This window comes from Providencia sp. CIM-Carb-044 (genome assembly GCF_033901115.1).
In the GTDB taxonomy this organism is placed as follows: Bacteria; Pseudomonadota; Gammaproteobacteria; order Enterobacterales; family Enterobacteriaceae; genus Providencia; species Providencia hangzhouensis.
The window spans coordinates 177,580-193,914 of the sequence record NZ_JAXADV010000006.1 but is presented as its reverse complement, the minus strand read 5'-3'; the positions used below and the strand labels follow the sequence as shown (position 1 = coordinate 193,914).

The 16,335-nt window shown below is 39.0% G+C and carries 15 protein-coding genes; 9 read left to right on the top strand and 6 right to left on the bottom strand.

The features are described 5' to 3' along the window. Positions 1–23: 23 nt before the first annotated feature. From SJ312_RS13875 to SJ312_RS13850, 6 genes are all read left to right on the top strand, one after another. Complete coding sequence (locus SJ312_RS13875) at positions 24–683, top strand: transcriptional regulator (protein ID WP_004257829.1); 660 nt, start codon at positions 24–26, stop codon at positions 681–683. 11 nt (positions 684–694) lie between these two features. Further along, positions 695–1,762 carry an alanine racemase gene (locus SJ312_RS13870; RefSeq protein ID WP_110591253.1) on the top strand — a complete coding sequence of 356 codons (1,068 nt, stop codon included), beginning with the start codon at positions 695–697 and terminating at the stop codon, positions 1,760–1,762. 15 nt (positions 1,763–1,777) lie between these two features. Continuing rightward, positions 1,778–2,938, top strand: a complete 1,161-nt coding sequence (locus SJ312_RS13865; RefSeq protein WP_319868037.1) for a M20 family metallopeptidase — start codon at positions 1,778–1,780, stop codon at positions 2,936–2,938. Positions 2,939–2,947: 9 nt separating this feature from the next. After that, positions 2,948–3,409 carry a RidA family protein gene (locus tag SJ312_RS13860; RefSeq protein ID WP_319868036.1) on the top strand — a complete coding sequence of 154 codons (462 nt, stop codon included), beginning with the start codon at positions 2,948–2,950 and terminating at the stop codon, positions 3,407–3,409. Between the two features lie 93 nt (positions 3,410–3,502). Then, entirely contained in the window at positions 3,503–4,798 is a 1,296-nt protein-coding gene (locus SJ312_RS13855; RefSeq protein WP_153674088.1) for an MFS transporter, read from the top strand. Positions 4,799–5,030: 232 nt separating this feature from the next. After that, complete coding sequence (locus SJ312_RS13850) at positions 5,031–5,330, top strand: HdeA/HdeB family chaperone (protein WP_319868034.1); 300 nt, start codon at positions 5,031–5,033, stop codon at positions 5,328–5,330. Positions 5,331–5,450: 120 nt separating this feature from the next. Here the strand turns inward: SJ312_RS13850 and SJ312_RS13845 are convergent, their stop codons facing one another. Continuing rightward, complete coding sequence (locus SJ312_RS13845; protein WP_094961088.1) at positions 5,451–6,350, bottom strand: LysR family transcriptional regulator; 900 nt, start codon at positions 6,348–6,350, stop codon at positions 5,451–5,453. A 99-nt stretch (positions 6,351–6,449) separates the two neighbouring features. On the opposite strand from SJ312_RS13845, the gene SJ312_RS13840 reads away from it, so the two are divergent. Together SJ312_RS13840 and SJ312_RS13835 are read left to right on the top strand one after the other, a co-directional pair. Next, the gene (locus SJ312_RS13840; RefSeq protein ID WP_187710077.1) at positions 6,450–7,781 is read left to right on the top strand and encodes an MFS transporter; all 1,332 of its coding nucleotides are present in this window, start codon (positions 6,450–6,452) and stop codon (positions 7,779–7,781) included. Further along, complete coding sequence (locus SJ312_RS13835; protein ID WP_110591258.1) at positions 7,782–8,174, top strand: hypothetical protein; 393 nt, start codon at positions 7,782–7,784, stop codon at positions 8,172–8,174. It begins immediately after the preceding gene. A 70-nt stretch (positions 8,175–8,244) separates the two neighbouring features. Here the strand turns inward: SJ312_RS13835 and rpoD are convergent, their stop codons facing one another. The 3 genes from rpoD to rpsU all read right to left on the bottom strand — a co-directional run bounded on the left by rpoD (position 8,245) and on the right by rpsU (position 12,417). Continuing rightward, on the bottom strand, positions 8,245–10,179 hold the full coding sequence (gene rpoD / locus SJ312_RS13830; RefSeq protein ID WP_071585863.1) for an RNA polymerase sigma factor RpoD: 1,935 nt from the start codon (positions 10,177–10,179) through the stop codon (positions 8,245–8,247). Positions 10,180–10,285: 106 nt separating this feature from the next. Continuing rightward, positions 10,286–12,031: a DNA primase gene (dnaG, locus tag SJ312_RS13825; protein ID WP_110591259.1), complete on the bottom strand. Its 1,746-nt coding sequence runs from the start codon at positions 12,029–12,031 to the stop codon at positions 10,286–10,288. 170 nt (positions 12,032–12,201) lie between these two features. Next, positions 12,202–12,417 (bottom strand): 30S ribosomal protein S21, encoded by a 216-nt coding sequence (gene rpsU / locus SJ312_RS13820; RefSeq protein ID WP_001144069.1) that lies wholly within the window; start codon positions 12,415–12,417, stop codon positions 12,202–12,204. Positions 12,418–12,747: 330 nt separating this feature from the next. On the opposite strand from rpsU, the gene tsaD reads away from it, so the two are divergent. Then, entirely contained in the window at positions 12,748–13,767 is a 1,020-nt protein-coding gene (tsaD, locus tag SJ312_RS13815; RefSeq protein WP_196732484.1) for a tRNA (adenosine(37)-N6)-threonylcarbamoyltransferase complex transferase subunit TsaD, read from the top strand. Positions 13,768–13,837: 70 nt separating this feature from the next. On the opposite strand, the gene SJ312_RS13810 is transcribed toward tsaD, so the two are convergent. After that, a complete protein-coding gene (locus tag SJ312_RS13810; protein WP_319868030.1) occupies positions 13,838–15,370 on the bottom strand; it encodes a methyl-accepting chemotaxis protein in 1,533 nt (510 codons plus the stop codon). Positions 15,371–15,643: 273 nt separating this feature from the next. Further along, positions 15,644–16,300, bottom strand: a complete 657-nt coding sequence (gene plsY / locus SJ312_RS13805) for a glycerol-3-phosphate 1-O-acyltransferase PlsY (protein WP_004257775.1) — start codon at positions 16,298–16,300, stop codon at positions 15,644–15,646. Between the last annotated feature and the right edge of the window lie 35 nt (positions 16,301–16,335).

The following is a 16,335-nucleotide window of genomic DNA, read 5'->3' as shown; positions in this document are numbered from 1 at the left end:
GCTTAAAATAAGTTTGGTAGAAAATGAAAATTATTCAAGACAACTTTGAAATGTTATTGGCAGTTATGAAAGGAATTGCGGGCCAATTTGGCGACAATTGTGAAGTGGTATTACATGACCATAGCAAAGGGTTAGAAAGTAGTATTGTTGCAATTATTAATGGCCATGTTACGAAACGAAAGGTGGGAGACCCAAGTAGTAATTTAGGGCTTGAGGTACTGCGTGGGACAGATGTTGATGGCGACAAATACAATTATTTTACCCAAACCAAAGATGGGAAAATGTTGCGTTCAACTTCAATTTATTTACGTGATGAAACTGGCAAAGTTTCTGGGGCGCTTTGTATTAATCAAGATATCTCAGAATTTATTGCCGCAGAAAAAGCCATTCAAGGCATTACACAACGTAATAGTATTGAGCAAGATACGGTTAAGGAAGTTTTTGTCACGGACGTTAATGAAATTTTAGATCACCTTATTCAAGAATGCATGCAGGTTATCAAAGTCCCTGTCATCAATATGGGTAAAAAAGAAAAAATGGATGCAATTAAATTCTTTGATGATAGAGGTGCTTTCTTAATCAAAAAAGCAGGTGAGAAAATCTGTGAGTTTTTAAATATTTCCAAATATACCCTTTATACCTATTTAGCGGAATTAAAAGGGGAAGACAATAATGAAGAATAAGAGAGGTTTTTATGCCAATAACGCCTTACGTTGCTTTAGACTTACAGCAACTTGAAAAAAATGTCAGAGGCATGACAGGCAAGCTAACACAGCAAGGTATTGAACACTGGCCGCATATAAAAACACATAAATCAGTAGAATTAGCGAAATTTGAGATCGCCTGTGGTGCAAAAGGAATTACATGTGCCACATTGCAAGAAGCGACGGTTATGGCGAAAGGCGGAATTGATCATATTCTGCTTGCTTACCCAATGATTGGTGAACAAAAATGTCAGCAATTTATTGAGTTAGCTAAAAAAATAAAATTAAGAACGATTATTGATAGCCTACAAGGTGCTGAACAATTATCAGCAGCAGCAAAGCAAGAAAACCAAATTATTGAGGTCTATATTGCTGTTGATTATGGTGCTCACCGGGAAGGTATTCAATTAGATGACTTAGAGCCATTTGCACTGGCAATACAAAAATTACCTAATTTGAAAATTATTGGTGTGTTTACTTATGCAGGAACAATATACCAATACCGAACCGAGCCTGAAATACGTAAAGCGGCAAAAGCAGAAGCAGATCTTTTATTATCTTGCCAAGAACGGTTAGAAAAATTGGGTATTACAGCGCCTCGGACATCTGGCGGGTCAACACTATCTTCATTCTATGCTGATGAATTAAAAGGGATTACAGAGTCACGGGCTGGGAACTTTATTTTTGGAGATATGAATGCTATCTATGGTGGTATTTATACGCCTGAAGATTGCGCTTTAACAATAAGAACAACTGTTGTGAGTATTCCTATTGAGGGGTATGCAACAGTAGATGCAGGGACAAAAACATTAACTTCTGACCAATCTGCAGAACCAGGCTTTGGTTATATAGTGGAAGACCCAACTATAAAACTAGTTAAATTAAATGAAGAACATGGCTATCTTCGCTATGACCCAAAACAAATTAAATTAAATATTGGTGATGTATTAAATATTATACCGAATCACAGTTGTGTCATTCCTAATTTAACAAACAAAATATATGCATTAAATAATAATGAAATAGACCATATTATTACACCAGACGCACGATATTAAATATCGGAGAATAAAATGTATAAATTAAATGAACAGCAACAACATGAGTTGCTAGAGCTTCTTTGTGCCTTAATTCGGCATAAATCCGAAAACCCGCCAGGGGAAGAACAACAAGTTGCTGAATTTATATATCATTATTTTAAACAAGAAAATATTGATGTTGAAATGCAAGAGGTAGCTCCTGGTCGTCCAAATGTTATTGCACATTTAAAAGGTTCAGGAAAAGGTAAACATTTATTATTTAACGGTCATATAGATGTTGTGCCTTGTGGCTGTGGTTGGAGTACCGAGCCATTCGACCCTGTGATTAAAGATGGAAAGGTTTTTGGGAGAGGGGCTGCAGATATGAAATCTGGTGTTGCTGCAATGATGTATACGGCAACATTATTAAAACGTAATCAAGATACATTTTCAGGTAATTTAACTTTAGTATTTAATGTGGATGAGGAGAGAATTAATCTTGGCATGCTGCATTATATTAAAGATGGAATTTCTGCAGATTATGCCATTATTGGTGAGCCAACTTCTCTTGGTGTATGCATCGCACATAAAGGCGTTAGCCGCTATAATTTAAGTACTAAAGGCACTGCAGGCCATGCAGCAAAAACTCGTTATCCTGATAGTGCAATTTCTAAGATGTCTAAAATACTACCTGCTATAGAACAACATCGCGCTTCTGTTGAGGAAATTAGTCATCCACTATTAGGTAGTGCTTCAATGATTATAACCACTATTAATGGTGGCACAGCTCCGAATATTGTTCCTCAGCATTGTGATATTGAAATAGATAGAAGACTCGTTCTAGGGGAAGAAAAACAAGAAATAGAAGCGAGATTACATCAAGCTATCGCGCAATATAATAAAGGTGAAGAGATAGATTATCACTTAGATAATTACTTATTTATTCCCGCTTCAGATATCCCAGCGGATCACGAATTAACTAAAGTTGCATTAGATACAGTGAGCCGTTTCACAGAAAAAACAGCGCTACCTGAAATATTTGAAGCGACATGTGAGGCGCCTTTTTTCTCGGTTACCAGCCAGATCCCTACACTTATTATGGGGCCTGGGGGACTAGCTCAAGCTCATGTTAAAGATGAGTTTGTTGAAATAAAAGAGTTATATCTTGCGGCTGAAATTTATTATGACATGGCAAATACATTGCTGAATAAATAGGAAAAGTGAATGAATATTGAGAAGAAATTAGAAGAAAAAGGAATTAAACTTGCCACACCAGGGGCACCAAAGTTTTCATATGTATCTATTAAGCAGCATGGTGATTTACTTTATACATCAGGCCATGATTGTCAAAAAGATGGAGTATTAATTTATAGCGGTACGTTAGGTAAAGAATTAACAGTCGAGCAAGGCAAAGAAGCAGCAAAACAGTGTATTGTTAATATATTTTCCTCGTTAAAAGCCTATTTAGGAGATTTAGATAAAATTGATGAATGTATAAAATTATTGGGCTTTGTACAAAGCACTGATGATTTTAAAAATCAGCCACAAGTCATGAATGGAGCTTCAGATTTTTTAATTGAAATACTCGGTGATAAAGGTAAGCATGCACGTTCAGCAATAGGTACGAATACATTGCCTTTTGATACGCCAGTGGAAATAGAATTAATATTAAAGCTAAAGTCGTAAATAATAGATAACAACTAAAGATTATTAATAAAATAAATCTGCGGAGTAAATATTATTCCGCAGGGTCCTGTTACGTCTTAAAGGTACTTAATTATGTCACTACATGCGAGTAAAAGACTAAAGCGCTGGCAGCTTATTGCGCTTACATTTTTGTTGATAGCAGGTATCATTAACTTTTTAGATAGAGCATCACTCTCTATTGCTAACTCTACAATAAGTAAAGAATTAGGATTTAGTGCAACCCAAATGGGATTACTGTTATCAGTATTTTCATTTGGCTATGCGTTATGCCAATTACCTATAGGTATGGTAATGGAGCGCTTTGGAGTTAAAAAGATTTATGGCTTTGGTTTGTTCTTATGGTCGTTAGCACAAACGGTTACAGGGTTATTATCTTCATTTACCCATTTAATTATTGCGCGAGTTATTTTAGGTATTGGTGAAGCCCCACATTTACCTACGGGCGTTAAAGTCGTTAATGATTGGTATAATATTCGTGAACGAGGGTTACCTATGGGGATTGTCAATATGTCCTCTACGTTAGCTCAAGCGCTGGCTCCACCTTTGCTCATTGCATTAATGTTAGCTTTTGGCTGGCGTACAATGTTTATTATTATCGGTATTAGTGGGATTATTCTGTCTATACTTTGGTTTATTTTCTATCGTAATCGTGAACAATTAGAATTAACAGATGATGAATTAAACTATTTAAATGATGGAGCTCCACCATCTTCAACGAATAAAGTTTCTTTCAAAGAATGGGCATCATTATTTAAACAACGTTCTTTATGGGGAATGATTATTGGGTTTAATGGTGTGGGTTATATGGTTTGGCTATATCTAACATGGTTGCCCGCTTATCTTGAAAACTCCAGAGGTTTAAGTCTAGAAAAAACTGGATGGGTTGCCGCAATACCCTTTTTATTTGGTGCGCTTGGAATGCTCGTAAATGGTGTTGTTGCAGACTATGTGGTAAAACGTGGTGCTGACAAAATGAAAAGCCGTAAATGGATGATTTGCTTAGGCTTATTATTTGCTGCCATATTTACACTACCTGCTGCTTATACTGACAGCACATTTTCAGCTGTTGCTTGTATTAGTATGGCCTTGTTTTCTATTCACTTTGCAGGGACTTCTGCTTGGGGATTGATTTTAGTTTCAGTGCCTTCTCGTTTAATTACCTCAGTGAGTGGTATTCAAAATTTCGGTGGTTTTATTGGAGGGTCATTTGCTCCGATTATTACCGGTATTATTATTGACCAAACACATTCATTTACCTTAGCTCTTGTTGTTTGTGCAACGGTCGCATTCCTTGCATCATTGGTTTATTTCTTCTTTGTTAATGAACCAATTAAAGACCCTGCAGAGATGGAAGTAAAAGTAATATAGTTAAATTTTATGGCCACTTTTTATAAGTGGCTTTTCTATAAAAAACAAATCTTATATTGATGCTCTAATTAGGTCATTGTTTGTAATTGATTGTTTTTATTGTCTGTTATTCGATTTTTTAATTCAGTATAAATTTAATCATCAAAATTGGAATATGTAATTCTAATAAATAATATGCTAATAATAACCAGCCACATGATTATATGTTTTTAATTTTCCAAAGGAGTTTAAAATGAGAAAGGTTATTATATCTAGTGTATTATTTGCTGTATCTACAATTTCATTTAACTCAATGGCAGCAGACAAAAATACGGTTACACCTGAGAATATGACTTGCCAGCAATTTATTAATTTAGATCCTCAAAGCTGGGCACCTGTTGCGTTATGGGTAACAAACCAAGAAATGCAATTTAAAGGTGGAGATTATGTTGCGCTAACAGAGCAAAGTGTTGCTGAGGTCCCTCAGATTGTTGAGTTTTGTAAGAAAAAACCGGAAGGCACTCTGCAAGATTATTTAGCATCTAAGAAATAATGCTAACTATTATGCCATGGAGGGCATAATAGCCATTAACAATGAGAAAAATGAGTTTTTATACTGTGGTAGATTAGAAACTACACTTTAGAAACATTGAATCGATATATCTTTATATTTTTATTTATTTACAGCTAATTTATCGACTAAAAAATCGATAAATGCACGTGTCTTAGCCGGTAAAACAAAAGTATTTGGATAAAGTAATTGAATATTTTGTTTCGGTAAACGGTATTCGGGTAACACATGAACTAAACGCTCATGCTGCAAGTCGTCGTCAACCATCCAAGCAGGGCAGATAGCAATACCTAAAGAGGCTAGCACCATATGGTGAATAACGGCCGCAGAATTAGACTCATATTGGTTTTTAATTAAAGGTAAGTAATATTTTTCATTTTTTGAATTCTGTAAAAAATATTGAGGATCTTGCCAGTTTAATAGCGCATGGTTAATCCATGGGACATTTGCTAAATCAGTGAGTTGTTTGATTGGGTATTTTTTTAGAAATTCAGGAGTGGAGACTAAGTAAATCTCATATTCACCTAGTTTTTTCATTTTAAGAGATGAATTTTTTAAATTACCTAATCGAATAGATAAATCGAGTTTTTCTGTGATCAGGTCATCTAATGATGAGTTAAATGAATATTGTAACCTTAACTTAGGATAAAGGCGGCAAAATTCAGGGAGTAGCGGCAAAATAAAACGTTGGCCAAATTCACTCGTTGATGAAAAACGTAGCAAACCAGCAATATTCGTTCCTAAATTTTGGCTTTTTTCGAATGCTTCATCTATTTGATTTTGAATACGTTTAAAGTCGTCATAAAAATGTTTTCCTACCTCTGTTAATGCAATATTTCGCGTGTTTCGTGTTAGCAAGCTTACATTAAGCTGACCTTCTAATTGTTTGATATCGACACTAACCATAGAGCGACTTAGCCCTAAAATATCTGCGGCTTTAGTGAATGAACCCGAATCAACAACCTGTAGAAAACTGATAATCTTTTTAAGATTTCTTTGCATAATGATAACGATTGTTCTTTTTTATTAAACAATCATGTTACCTCCCTTGTATCGACAAAGAAAGTACTTAAACCTATTCTTTGCCACCGGAGGAAGTCCATGACTTATCGATACAAAATTGCCACAGTATTTTTACTCGGTTTCTTTATTGATTGTATTAATATTTTTATGTCAGCGATAGCATTGCCTGACATTGCTGCATCATTTTCAGCAAGCCAATCTCAAGTGGCTTGGGTTGCCAATGCCTATATTTTAGGTTTAGTTCTGGTGATGCCAATCAGCTTATGGTTAGCAGGTAGGTTAGGTAACCAAAAATTACTGTGTTATTCCATGCTACTTTTTTCTATTGCAGCTTGGCTCAGTGGAAGCAGTGATTCAATATATAGCTTAATTTTTTGGCGCTTTATCCAAGGGGCTGCGGGAGGGTTATTAATTCCGGTAGGTCAGGCGTTAGTTTTCGCATTATTTCCAAATAATGATCGCCAGCGTATATCAACATTGATTATGACAGTCGCGTTAATTGCTCCCGCATTTTCACCTGCAATTGGCGGCCTAATTATTGATTCTTTGTCTTGGCATTGGGTCTTTTATTCTAATTTACCTTTCTCATTACTAACGGCAGTACTCGCTTGGATATGGATAAAAAATGATGGGAAAAAAATAAGAGAAAAGCCAGATATTTTGGGGCTAATAATGGTGAGTTTAAGTTTGTTAAGCCTATTATTATCATTCTCTTTTTATAATGATTATCACAATTTGCTATTGGCTTTGGCGAGCTTTTTTACTTCTGTATTCGTATTTATTGTTTACCTTAAATATGCCCAAAAATGTCGAGAACCTATTTTAAATTTTCAGTTATTGAAAAATAGCAATCTGCGTAATGCTTTTATTGTTTACTATGCTGTTCCCGGTATTTTTACGGGAGTTAATTTACTCAATATTTTTAATCTACAAGAGAACATGGGGTTCAGTGCAGCAAAAACCGGGCTATTTATGGTGCTATATGCATTGGGGGCGGTAATATCAATGTTAACTGGTGGACGTCTTTACTTACAGATAGGAAAAAAACGATTATTTATTATTGGTATTACATTACATAGCCTTGGTATTTTTCTGCTTTATTGGGTCTCATCTTCCAGCCAGCTCAGTTTATTGATAATTGCTTATTTATTGATGGGGATGGGTGGAGGGTTGAGCGCCAATACTGCACAAATTAGCTCGTTGATGGATTTCAATGACAAAGATTTACTTCAAGGTAGCGTGTTATGGAATATTAATCGACAAGTCGCATTTAGTGTTGGTGCAGTCGTATTTATTTCTATATTTAGCTTAATGACTTTCTCGAGTGATTTATTACGCTATCAACTTACGTTTCTTATTGCATCAATACTCGGGTTACTTTCATTAATTTCAGTGATCAAGGAAAAATAAATGAGTGAAACAATGGAAAGAGCGCAGCAAAGCGTGGTGGATTTACATATTCTTATTGAGGATATTTTTACAGGGCGTCGTGGTAATAAAAGTTTGGCGCCGTTATTAGCCAGCTTCGATGACAACTTCAAAATGGTTACCACACAAGGCCATTGTATTGGATTAAATGCAGTGACTCAGTTATTTAGTCAGAATGTAGGGGCTAGAACATCATTTTCTACAGAGTGTATTAATCTGATTCCATTGCGCGAAGACAATGGCTATTGCTGGGTTCAGTATCAAGAAAAACAGCAAATAAATGGTATTGAGTCGTTAAGAATTTCGACTGCATGTATCAGGGTCGAACCCGAAAAGTGTGTTTGGGTTTATTTGCATGAAACACCGGTAGTGTAGTTTTCCATGGTTTTAGTGACCATAAAAAAACACCTGCCGGAGCAGGTGTTTTTAGATATAAATAAATCAATTATTCGTCAAGGAAGCTGCGCAGAACTTCTGAGCGGCTTGGGTGACGTAATTTACGTAACGCTTTCGCTTCGATCTGACGGATACGCTCACGGGTAACATCAAACTGTTTACCAACTTCCTCAAGGGTGTGGTCAGTATTCATGTCGATACCAAAACGCATGCGTAGCACTTTTGCTTCACGAGCGGTTAAGCCTGCTAACACTTCGTGAGTTGCAGAGCGTAAGCTTTCTGACGTTGCAGAGTCTAAAGGCAGCTCTAAAGTTGTATCTTCAATAAAATCACCTAAATGTGAATCTTCATCATCACCGATAGGGGTTTCCATAGAGATAGGTTCTTTAGCAATCTTCAGTACTTTACGAATTTTATCTTCCGGCATTAGCATGCGTTCTGCCAGTTCTTCTGGCGATGGCTCACGGCCCATTTCTTGCAGCATCTGGCGAGAGATACGGTTCAGTTTGTTGATAGTTTCAATCATGTGAACCGGGATACGAATAGTACGTGCTTGGTCAGCAATTGAACGCGTGATAGCTTGACGGATCCACCAAGTTGCATAAGTTGAGAACTTATAACCACGGCGATATTCAAACTTATCAACGGCTTTCATCAGACCGATGTTACCTTCTTGAATCAGGTCAAGGAACTGCAAGCCACGGTTGGTGTATTTCTTAGCGATAGAAATTACCAGACGTAAGTTTGCTTCAACCATCTCTTTCTTCGCACGGCGTGCTTTCGCTTCACCGATAGACATACGACGGTTGATATCTTTAACTTGTTCGATAGTCAGACCCGTTTCTTCTTCAATTTGACGCAGTCTTTGTAGGCAACGCAGAATTTCTTCTTCAACTTCAAGCAGTTTTTCTGACCAAGGCTTGTTCATTGCTTTTGCAGCAGTTAACCAAGTTTCACTGGTCTCATTACCACTGAATAAAGTAATGAAGTTTTTCTTCGGCATCTTACACTGCTCAACACATAGTTTCATGATGGTACGCTCTTGTAAGCGAACTCTGTCCATCATTTCACGCATGTTATTGACCAGATAGTCAAATTGCTTAGGAACTAAACGGAATTCTTTAAATACTTCGGAAAGCTGCTCAATAGCGGCAGCCGTTTTTGCATCACTACGGCCATATTGTTTAATATGTTGACGCGTTTTTTCATATTGCTCACGAAGATCAGAGAATTTTTGACGCGCTAATTCAGGATCGATGCTGTTATCGTCATCGCTATCGCTGTCATCGCCGTCTTCATCTTCTTCGTCTTCGTCATCGTCTTTATCAAGCTCTTCTTGTGGTAATTCAGAGCCAACGTGAGTCGCTGTTGGTGCAAGATCTTCTTCCGCGTTAGGGTCAACAAAGCCAGTAATTAAATCAGATAAACGGCTTTCTCCTGCTTCAACACGGTCATATTGCTCAAGAAGATAAGTGATAGCCTCAGGATATTCAGCAACAGAGCACTGAACCTGATTAATACCATCCTCGATACGTTTTGCAATGTCGATTTCGCCTTCTCGAGTGAGAAGCTCGACGGTTCCCATTTCACGCATATACATGCGAACAGGGTCGGTTGTACGGCCGATTTCACTTTCAACACTGGACAGCACTTGTGCAGCGGCTTCTGCTGCATCTTCATCAGTATCGGAAGTATTTTCAGCCAAAATTAAATCATCGGCATCAGGTGCTTCTTCCATGACCTGGATGCCCATGTCATTAATCATCTGAATGATATCTTCGATTTGATCTGAATCGACGATATCTTCCGGCAGATGGTCGTTGACCTCAGCATAGGTTAAGTAACCTTGCTCTTTACCCTTGGTTACGAGTAGCTTAAGCTGCGACTGCGGGTTTTGCTCCATAAGACGGTATCCACACTTCTGAGTATTTAGATTGGTGTCGGTCGGCGAAACATTCGGCCAACAAGAACATACAAAGGGAATATTTATTATTCGCTACGCCCTTTATTTTCGTAGCATTTTACAGGCATTTGCCTTGTGTTTATCGGCACTTAAGCCGTTTAAAATATTAATTCTGTTTTGGGTTAGATTATGTTTTCACTCTGGAAAGAGTGATTAAGCGGACTTCTTCGCGCTCTTCTGGGGTCAGCCCTTCAGTTCGTTCTTTTGCTATCAAATAGTCGAAACGTTCGTCGAGTGCGCTATTAAATAGATGGTTTAAGGCATCTATAAAAGTATTTTCCGCTATCTCCTCTATTTCTATATCGTTCCACGTTGCCAGTTTTTCAAGCTGTTTCGCAAATTTATTATCACGATAACGCTCTAGCAACTGCCCAGTTGACATTCCGGGGGTGGAACGGCAGACATCGACCAATTCCTGAAATAGAGAAAGCCCCGGCATTTGAATATGGGCAATTCCCTCTAATGAGGGAACAAGCTCCGAAAAGTTCGGATTCTGTACCAACAGCGCGATAAGTATTCGCATTGTGGTTGGTTTTAATTTGGGAGCCTGATAGTTAACTTGTTCTGTGCTCTCTCTATCAATCATAGCAAGAACTTGAGAAATATCCGGTATACCAATAAAATTTCCTAGCTCTTGTGCCATATAAAGGCGCAGCGTTTCACCAGGTATTTGCTTAATCAAAGGGATAGCCAGTTTACTAAATTTTGCTTTCCCTTCTTGCGTTTTTAAATCTACCTGTGGCACAAGTGAATCAAATAAAAAAGCAGAAAGGGTTTGAGCATCCTTCATGCGTTGCTCAAAAGCGTCTTTGCCTTCTTTACGTACTAATGAATCTGGGTCTTCGCCGTCTGGTAAAAACATAAAACGCAATTGACGGCCGTCCGTCAGATAAGGTAGGGCTGTTTCAAGTGCTCGCCATGCCGCTTCTCGGCCAGCGCGGTCACCATCATAGCAACAAATAACCGTATCTGTTGAACGATAAAGTAACTGAATATGTTCTGAGGTTGTTGATGTACCCAGTGAAGCAACCGCATAGCGGATATCGTACTGAGCAAGTGCAACAACGTCCATATAACCTTCAACTACCAGTAATTTTGATAATTCATTACTGTTTTGTGTTGCTTCATAAAGGCCAAATAACTGGCGACCTTTATGGAAAATATCGGTTTCAGGGGAGTTCAAGTATTTAGGAAGAGCATCTCCTAATACGCGTCCACCGAAGGCAATCACACGACCGCGCCTATCCCGAATTGGGAACATGACACGCTCTCTAAAGCGGTCATAGACTCGGCCATTATCATTTGTCACTAACATGCCAGCATCATCAAGCTGTTTGCGACTTTCTGGGTTTACAGCAAACTTTTTGAGCAAGTTGTCCCAGCCCGCAGGGGCGAAGCCAATCGAAAAATGCTCTATAATTTCAGTGCTTAAACCACGTTGGCTTAAATAATCTTTCGCTTTATTAGCAGAAGGATGACTTAAGGCAGCACAGTAAAATTGATTAATTTTTTCCATCAACTGATATAAATTTTGCCGTTGATGAAGTTCTATTTGGCTTGAACCCGTTCCTTTTTCATATGGGACATCAAGGCCGTGTAGTGCAGATAATTCTTCGATAGCTTCGACAAAATCGAGTTTGTCGTAATTCATCAAAAAATCGATGGCATTGCCATGCGCACCACAACCAAAACAGTAATAAAATTGCCTTTCACCATTTACAGTAAAAGAAGGCGTTTTTTCATTATGGAACGGACAACAAGCGTGATGGTTTTTACCCTGTTTTTTTAACGGAACTTTTGCATCGACTAAATCAATGATGTCGGTTCTTGCTAACAAGTCATTGATAAATGAACGCGGAATTCGTCCAGCCATAAGCCTCTTTTTCGCCTGTTGATGAACGATAATAAGCCGCGCTTCCTTGTGGAAAGCACGGCCTTTAACTGCTTAGCTATTTACTACTACAAAAACTGAGTGACTACGAGAGAAACTAAAGTTTTGTATTAGCTATCGTCTGCAATGAATGCGGCTTTCACCGCAAACAATTAGTACAGACGAGTACGGCGTGCGTTTTCGCGAGCCAGTTTCTTAGCGTGACGCTTTACAGCTGATGCTTTAGCGCGTTTACGTTCAGTCGTTGGTTTTTCATAGAATTCACGACGACGAACTTCAGCTAAAACACCTGCTTTTTCACAGGAACGTTTGAAACGACGCAGTGCAACGTCGAATGGCTCGTTTTCACGTACTTTAATTACCGGCATGTGCCTCTCACCTCAATAGAAATCGGTTTGTTGCTGGTACTGATTCACCAGCCTTCATTTAAAATGGTGCGGAATTTTACTTCAATGAGTACGGGTTTGTAAAGTGCCGTATAAAATTGAATCACACAAGATTACCTGATTTGCAGTTCATTTGATGAAAAAGCAAACAAAACCAGATAATAATGAGAATTAGCCACACGAAATTTTTTATTACAGGGGACTGATTATAGACTATACAGTCAGGAAAGTCAGCCTTTTGACAACATTAATTACGCGATTGAACGAAAATAGTGATAGACTTGCGGTTATGCAATAAACAAGGGTAGTGCAATGCGTGTTTTAGGTATCGAAACCTCTTGCGATGAAACTGGTATCGCAATCTATGATGATGAGTGTGGCTTATTAGCCAATCAATTATACAGCCAAATTAAAGTTCATGCAGACTATGGTGGTGTCGTGCCTGAATTGGCTTCACGTGATCATATTCGTAAAACAGTGCCGTTAATTCAAGCAGCGTTGAAAGAAGCCAATTTAACCAGTGAAGACATCGACGCTGTAGCTTACACTGCGGGCCCTGGTTTGGTGGGGGCTTTAATGGTTGGTGCAACTGTTGGGCGTTCATTAGCTTTTGCATGGAATGTTCCTGCCGTGGCCGTTCACCATATGGAAGGCCATTTATTGGCACCGATGTTAGAAGAGAAAAGCCCTGAATTCCCTTTTGTTGCGTTACTGGTTTCAGGTGGGCATACCCAGCTTATCAGTGTGACGGGAATTGGTGAGTATGAGCTACTTGGCGAGTCCATCGATGACGCGGCAGGTGAAGCGTTTGATAAGACAGCTAAATTATTAGGCTTAGACTACCCTGGAGGCCCTGTGTTATCTCGAATGGCAGAGCAAGGCACAGCAGGTCGTTTTGTTTTTCCTCGTCCAATGACCGACAGACCAGGGCTGGATTTCAGCTTCTCAGGGTTAAAAACCTTTGCAGCCAATACTATTCGTGAAAATGCGGATGACGACCAAACCCGTGCAGATATTGCGAGAGCCTTTGAAGATGCGGTGGTAGATACGCTTGCGATTAAATGCAAACGTGCATTGGAGCAAACTGGTTTTAAACGCTTGGTGATGGCCGGCGGCGTTAGTGCTAATCGTGCTCTCAGAGCTAAAATGGAAGACGTTCTCAAACAGCGCGGTGGTGAAGTTTTTTATGCGCGCCCTGAGTTTTGTACAGATAACGGTGCGATGATTGCGTTAGCGGGGCTTATTCGTCTTAAAGGTGGAACAACGGCAGGGCTTGGTGTAACAGTTCGCCCGCGCTGGCCTTTGGCTGAATTACCACCCTTAGAAAAATAATCATTGTTAATGAATTCATATTTTTTGTAAAAAGGGCTGGATGACAGCCCTTTTGCTATTCAATTAGATATTAATGTAAAACAACAACCGCATCTTCAAGTCGGCTTGAGCGTGCTTTTACCATCGTTGATGTCTCTGTGCTTTGCTCTACCAGTAATGTACTTTGTTGTGTGATGGTTTCGAGCTCACTGACTGCTTGGGTAATGTCGGCGATACCAGCCGCTTGTTCAGAGGTCGCTTGGCTAATGTGGGTGATCAATTGAGTGACGTTTTGTATTTGGTCAACAATTTCCTTCATGGTATCTCCTGCCGTATGGACTTGATTTTTTCCTGAATTGACTTTCTTTTCACAATCATTAATTAATTCGCGAATATCATTCACTGCGCTTGCACTGCGGCTTGCAAGGCTACGGACCTCATTGGCAACCACAGCAAAGCCTTTCCCTTGTTCACCTGCACGCGCGGCTTCTACCGCCGCATTTAACGCGAGTATATTAGTTTGAAATGCGATGTCTTTAATCACATCAGTGATGGAATTGATTTTGCTGGTACTACTGACAATTTCATTCATGGTATCAACAACAGCTTCCATCATTGCGCCCCCACTGACTGCGGTTTCGCTGGTGGTATTGGAAAGTTGATCAACTTGAATAGTATTATCGGCATTCATTTTTACAGAAACGGACATTTGGTTCATTGTCGCAACGGTTTGTTGCATGTATCCGACGGTTCTCTGAGTATGTGTTTCTAATTCATGACAGTCAGAAACCAAAGATTCACTGCCTTTGCGAACGTTATCAACTTGTTCGGAGACATCTTTGATTAACCAGCGGCAGATTAACCCCAGTTGCCCAATAGAACGTAATATTAAGCCAATTTCATCTGTGCGCTGCATATGGTTAACGCTATGTCGATTTCCTCGTGCAATACCAAGTGCTTGTTTGGTGATGTCTTCCAATGGCGCTGCTAGCATTTTTTCAAATACCACATTACCGATCAGTAACGTGATAAATGTACAGGCACTCATCATCATAAGCGGTGCGATTGGCTGGGGAATGAAGCTTGCCATGATGAGCCAAAGAATAAATAACAAACTCATGATTAGCCGGATACGCGAACGCGTTGAATATGTTGAAAAGTGAAATGGCATTTTTTTAGAAAGCACAATTCCCTTAAAAATTTTTCGTTGGCTTTTATTTTCATTCATTGCGTCATAAATGGGTTCTACCGTAGCAATTTCTTCACGTGTTGCGCGTGTCCGAATAGACATATAGCCTGTAATAGCCCCTTTTCGTTCCATTGGAATGATATTGGCTCGAACCCAGTAATGGTCGCCATTTTTGCGACGATTTTTCACAATGCCAGTCCAAGGTTCTCCTTTTTTAAGTGTTGCCCACATGTCGGCAAAAGCTTCCTTGGGCATATCCGGATGGCGGATAATATTGTGTGGACGTGTTAATAACTCATCTAATTCATAACCACTAACCTGTACAAAGAAATCATTAGCGTGGACAATATTTCCTTGCAAATCGCTGGTTGTCATCAAGGTGATATTTTCATCTAATACATATTCGTTTTGAGTGATATAAGGGGTTCTGCTCATTATAAATACCATTATTATTGTTTAATTTTCCTTTTATATAGTCGACAGCTTTTAAATATTCCTTAGTAATAAATTTGCAATTATTTAACTTTTTTTTAAAAGTGTGCGCTGGTTATGGCAAAAATGTAACGTAGCACAAATTGCTATCAGTACAGTTTTAAGGAGAGATATCGAACGGTTGTTGTTGGGGGAGTTTTTGGAAATTTTAAACAAGGCAAATAGCATAAAAAAAGAGCTGAAATCAGCTCTTCTTAGGAAAAATCATATTAACGATTAGTCATCTAGTTCTTGTTCTTTGGTTTCTTGGGCTATTTCTTTATTGGTTTTTTGCTTTTTGTTTTTTAGTTTTTGCCAAATACGGCTTTCTTGACCGCGCCAAAGGCGTTGTATATTACCGTGATGGCGAACTAACACTAAACAAGACAGCATGGCGACAGGGAAGGTAAATTCAGGTTTAAACCACCAAACATAGAAGGGGGCAAGTAAGGCGCTGACAATCGCGCCGAGTGATGAGTAACCACTAAGCAATACCGTAAGTAACCATGTCCCTGCGACTAAACCAGAAAGATCCCAACCAATAGCAGCAATTGAACCAAATGCGGTTGCTACCCCTTTTCCGCCTTTGAAACGAAAGAAAATGGGATATATATGCCCAAGACAGGCTGCAATTGCAACAAAGCCAAGATAGAATGGCTGCACATTTAAATAATAAGCAAGCCAAACTGGTATCATCCCTTTTAATACGTCACAAATGAGTACTCCGGCAGCGGCTGCTTTACCGCCTACACGTAATACGTTAGTTGCACCAGGGTTACCAGAGCCGTGTTGACGGGGGTCGGGTAGTCTCGCCAAACGGCAGATCAGTATCGCACTCGAAACTGAGCCACAAAGATAGGCGAAGATTATCATGCCAAGCGCGGTTGCACTCATAGCTAACTCCAAAAACGGTTAAGGCCATAAATTCA

Excerpts from the sequence above, each read along its gene's own strand:
- SJ312_RS13855 (WP_153674088.1), top strand. The coding sequence starts at position 3,503 with ATGTCACTACATGCGAGTAAAAGACTAAAGCGCTGGCAGCTTATTGCG.
- plsY (WP_004257775.1), bottom strand. The coding sequence starts at position 16,300 with ATGAGTGCAACCGCGCTTGGCATGATAATCTTCGCCTATCTTTGTGGC.
- SJ312_RS13850 (WP_319868034.1), top strand. The coding sequence starts at position 5,031 with ATGAGAAAGGTTATTATATCTAGTGTATTATTTGCTGTATCTACAATT.
- SJ312_RS13865 (WP_319868037.1), top strand. The coding sequence starts at position 1,778 with ATGTATAAATTAAATGAACAGCAACAACATGAGTTGCTAGAGCTTCTT.
- SJ312_RS13835 (WP_110591258.1), top strand. The coding sequence starts at position 7,782 with ATGAGTGAAACAATGGAAAGAGCGCAGCAAAGCGTGGTGGATTTACAT.
- SJ312_RS13870 (WP_110591253.1), top strand. The coding sequence starts at position 695 with ATGCCAATAACGCCTTACGTTGCTTTAGACTTACAGCAACTTGAAAAA.
- dnaG (WP_110591259.1), bottom strand. The coding sequence starts at position 12,031 with ATGGCTGGACGAATTCCGCGTTCATTTATCAATGACTTGTTAGCAAGA.
- tsaD (WP_196732484.1), top strand. The coding sequence starts at position 12,748 with ATGCGTGTTTTAGGTATCGAAACCTCTTGCGATGAAACTGGTATCGCA.
- SJ312_RS13810 (WP_319868030.1), bottom strand. The coding sequence starts at position 15,370 with ATGAGCAGAACCCCTTATATCACTCAAAACGAATATGTATTAGATGAA.
- SJ312_RS13860 (WP_319868036.1), top strand. The coding sequence starts at position 2,948 with ATGAATATTGAGAAGAAATTAGAAGAAAAAGGAATTAAACTTGCCACA.
- SJ312_RS13845 (WP_094961088.1), bottom strand. The coding sequence starts at position 6,350 with ATGCAAAGAAATCTTAAAAAGATTATCAGTTTTCTACAGGTTGTTGAT.
- rpsU (WP_001144069.1), bottom strand. The coding sequence starts at position 12,417 with ATGCCGGTAATTAAAGTACGTGAAAACGAGCCATTCGACGTTGCACTG.
- SJ312_RS13875 (WP_004257829.1), top strand. The coding sequence starts at position 24 with ATGAAAATTATTCAAGACAACTTTGAAATGTTATTGGCAGTTATGAAA.
- SJ312_RS13840 (WP_187710077.1), top strand. The coding sequence starts at position 6,450 with ATGACTTATCGATACAAAATTGCCACAGTATTTTTACTCGGTTTCTTT.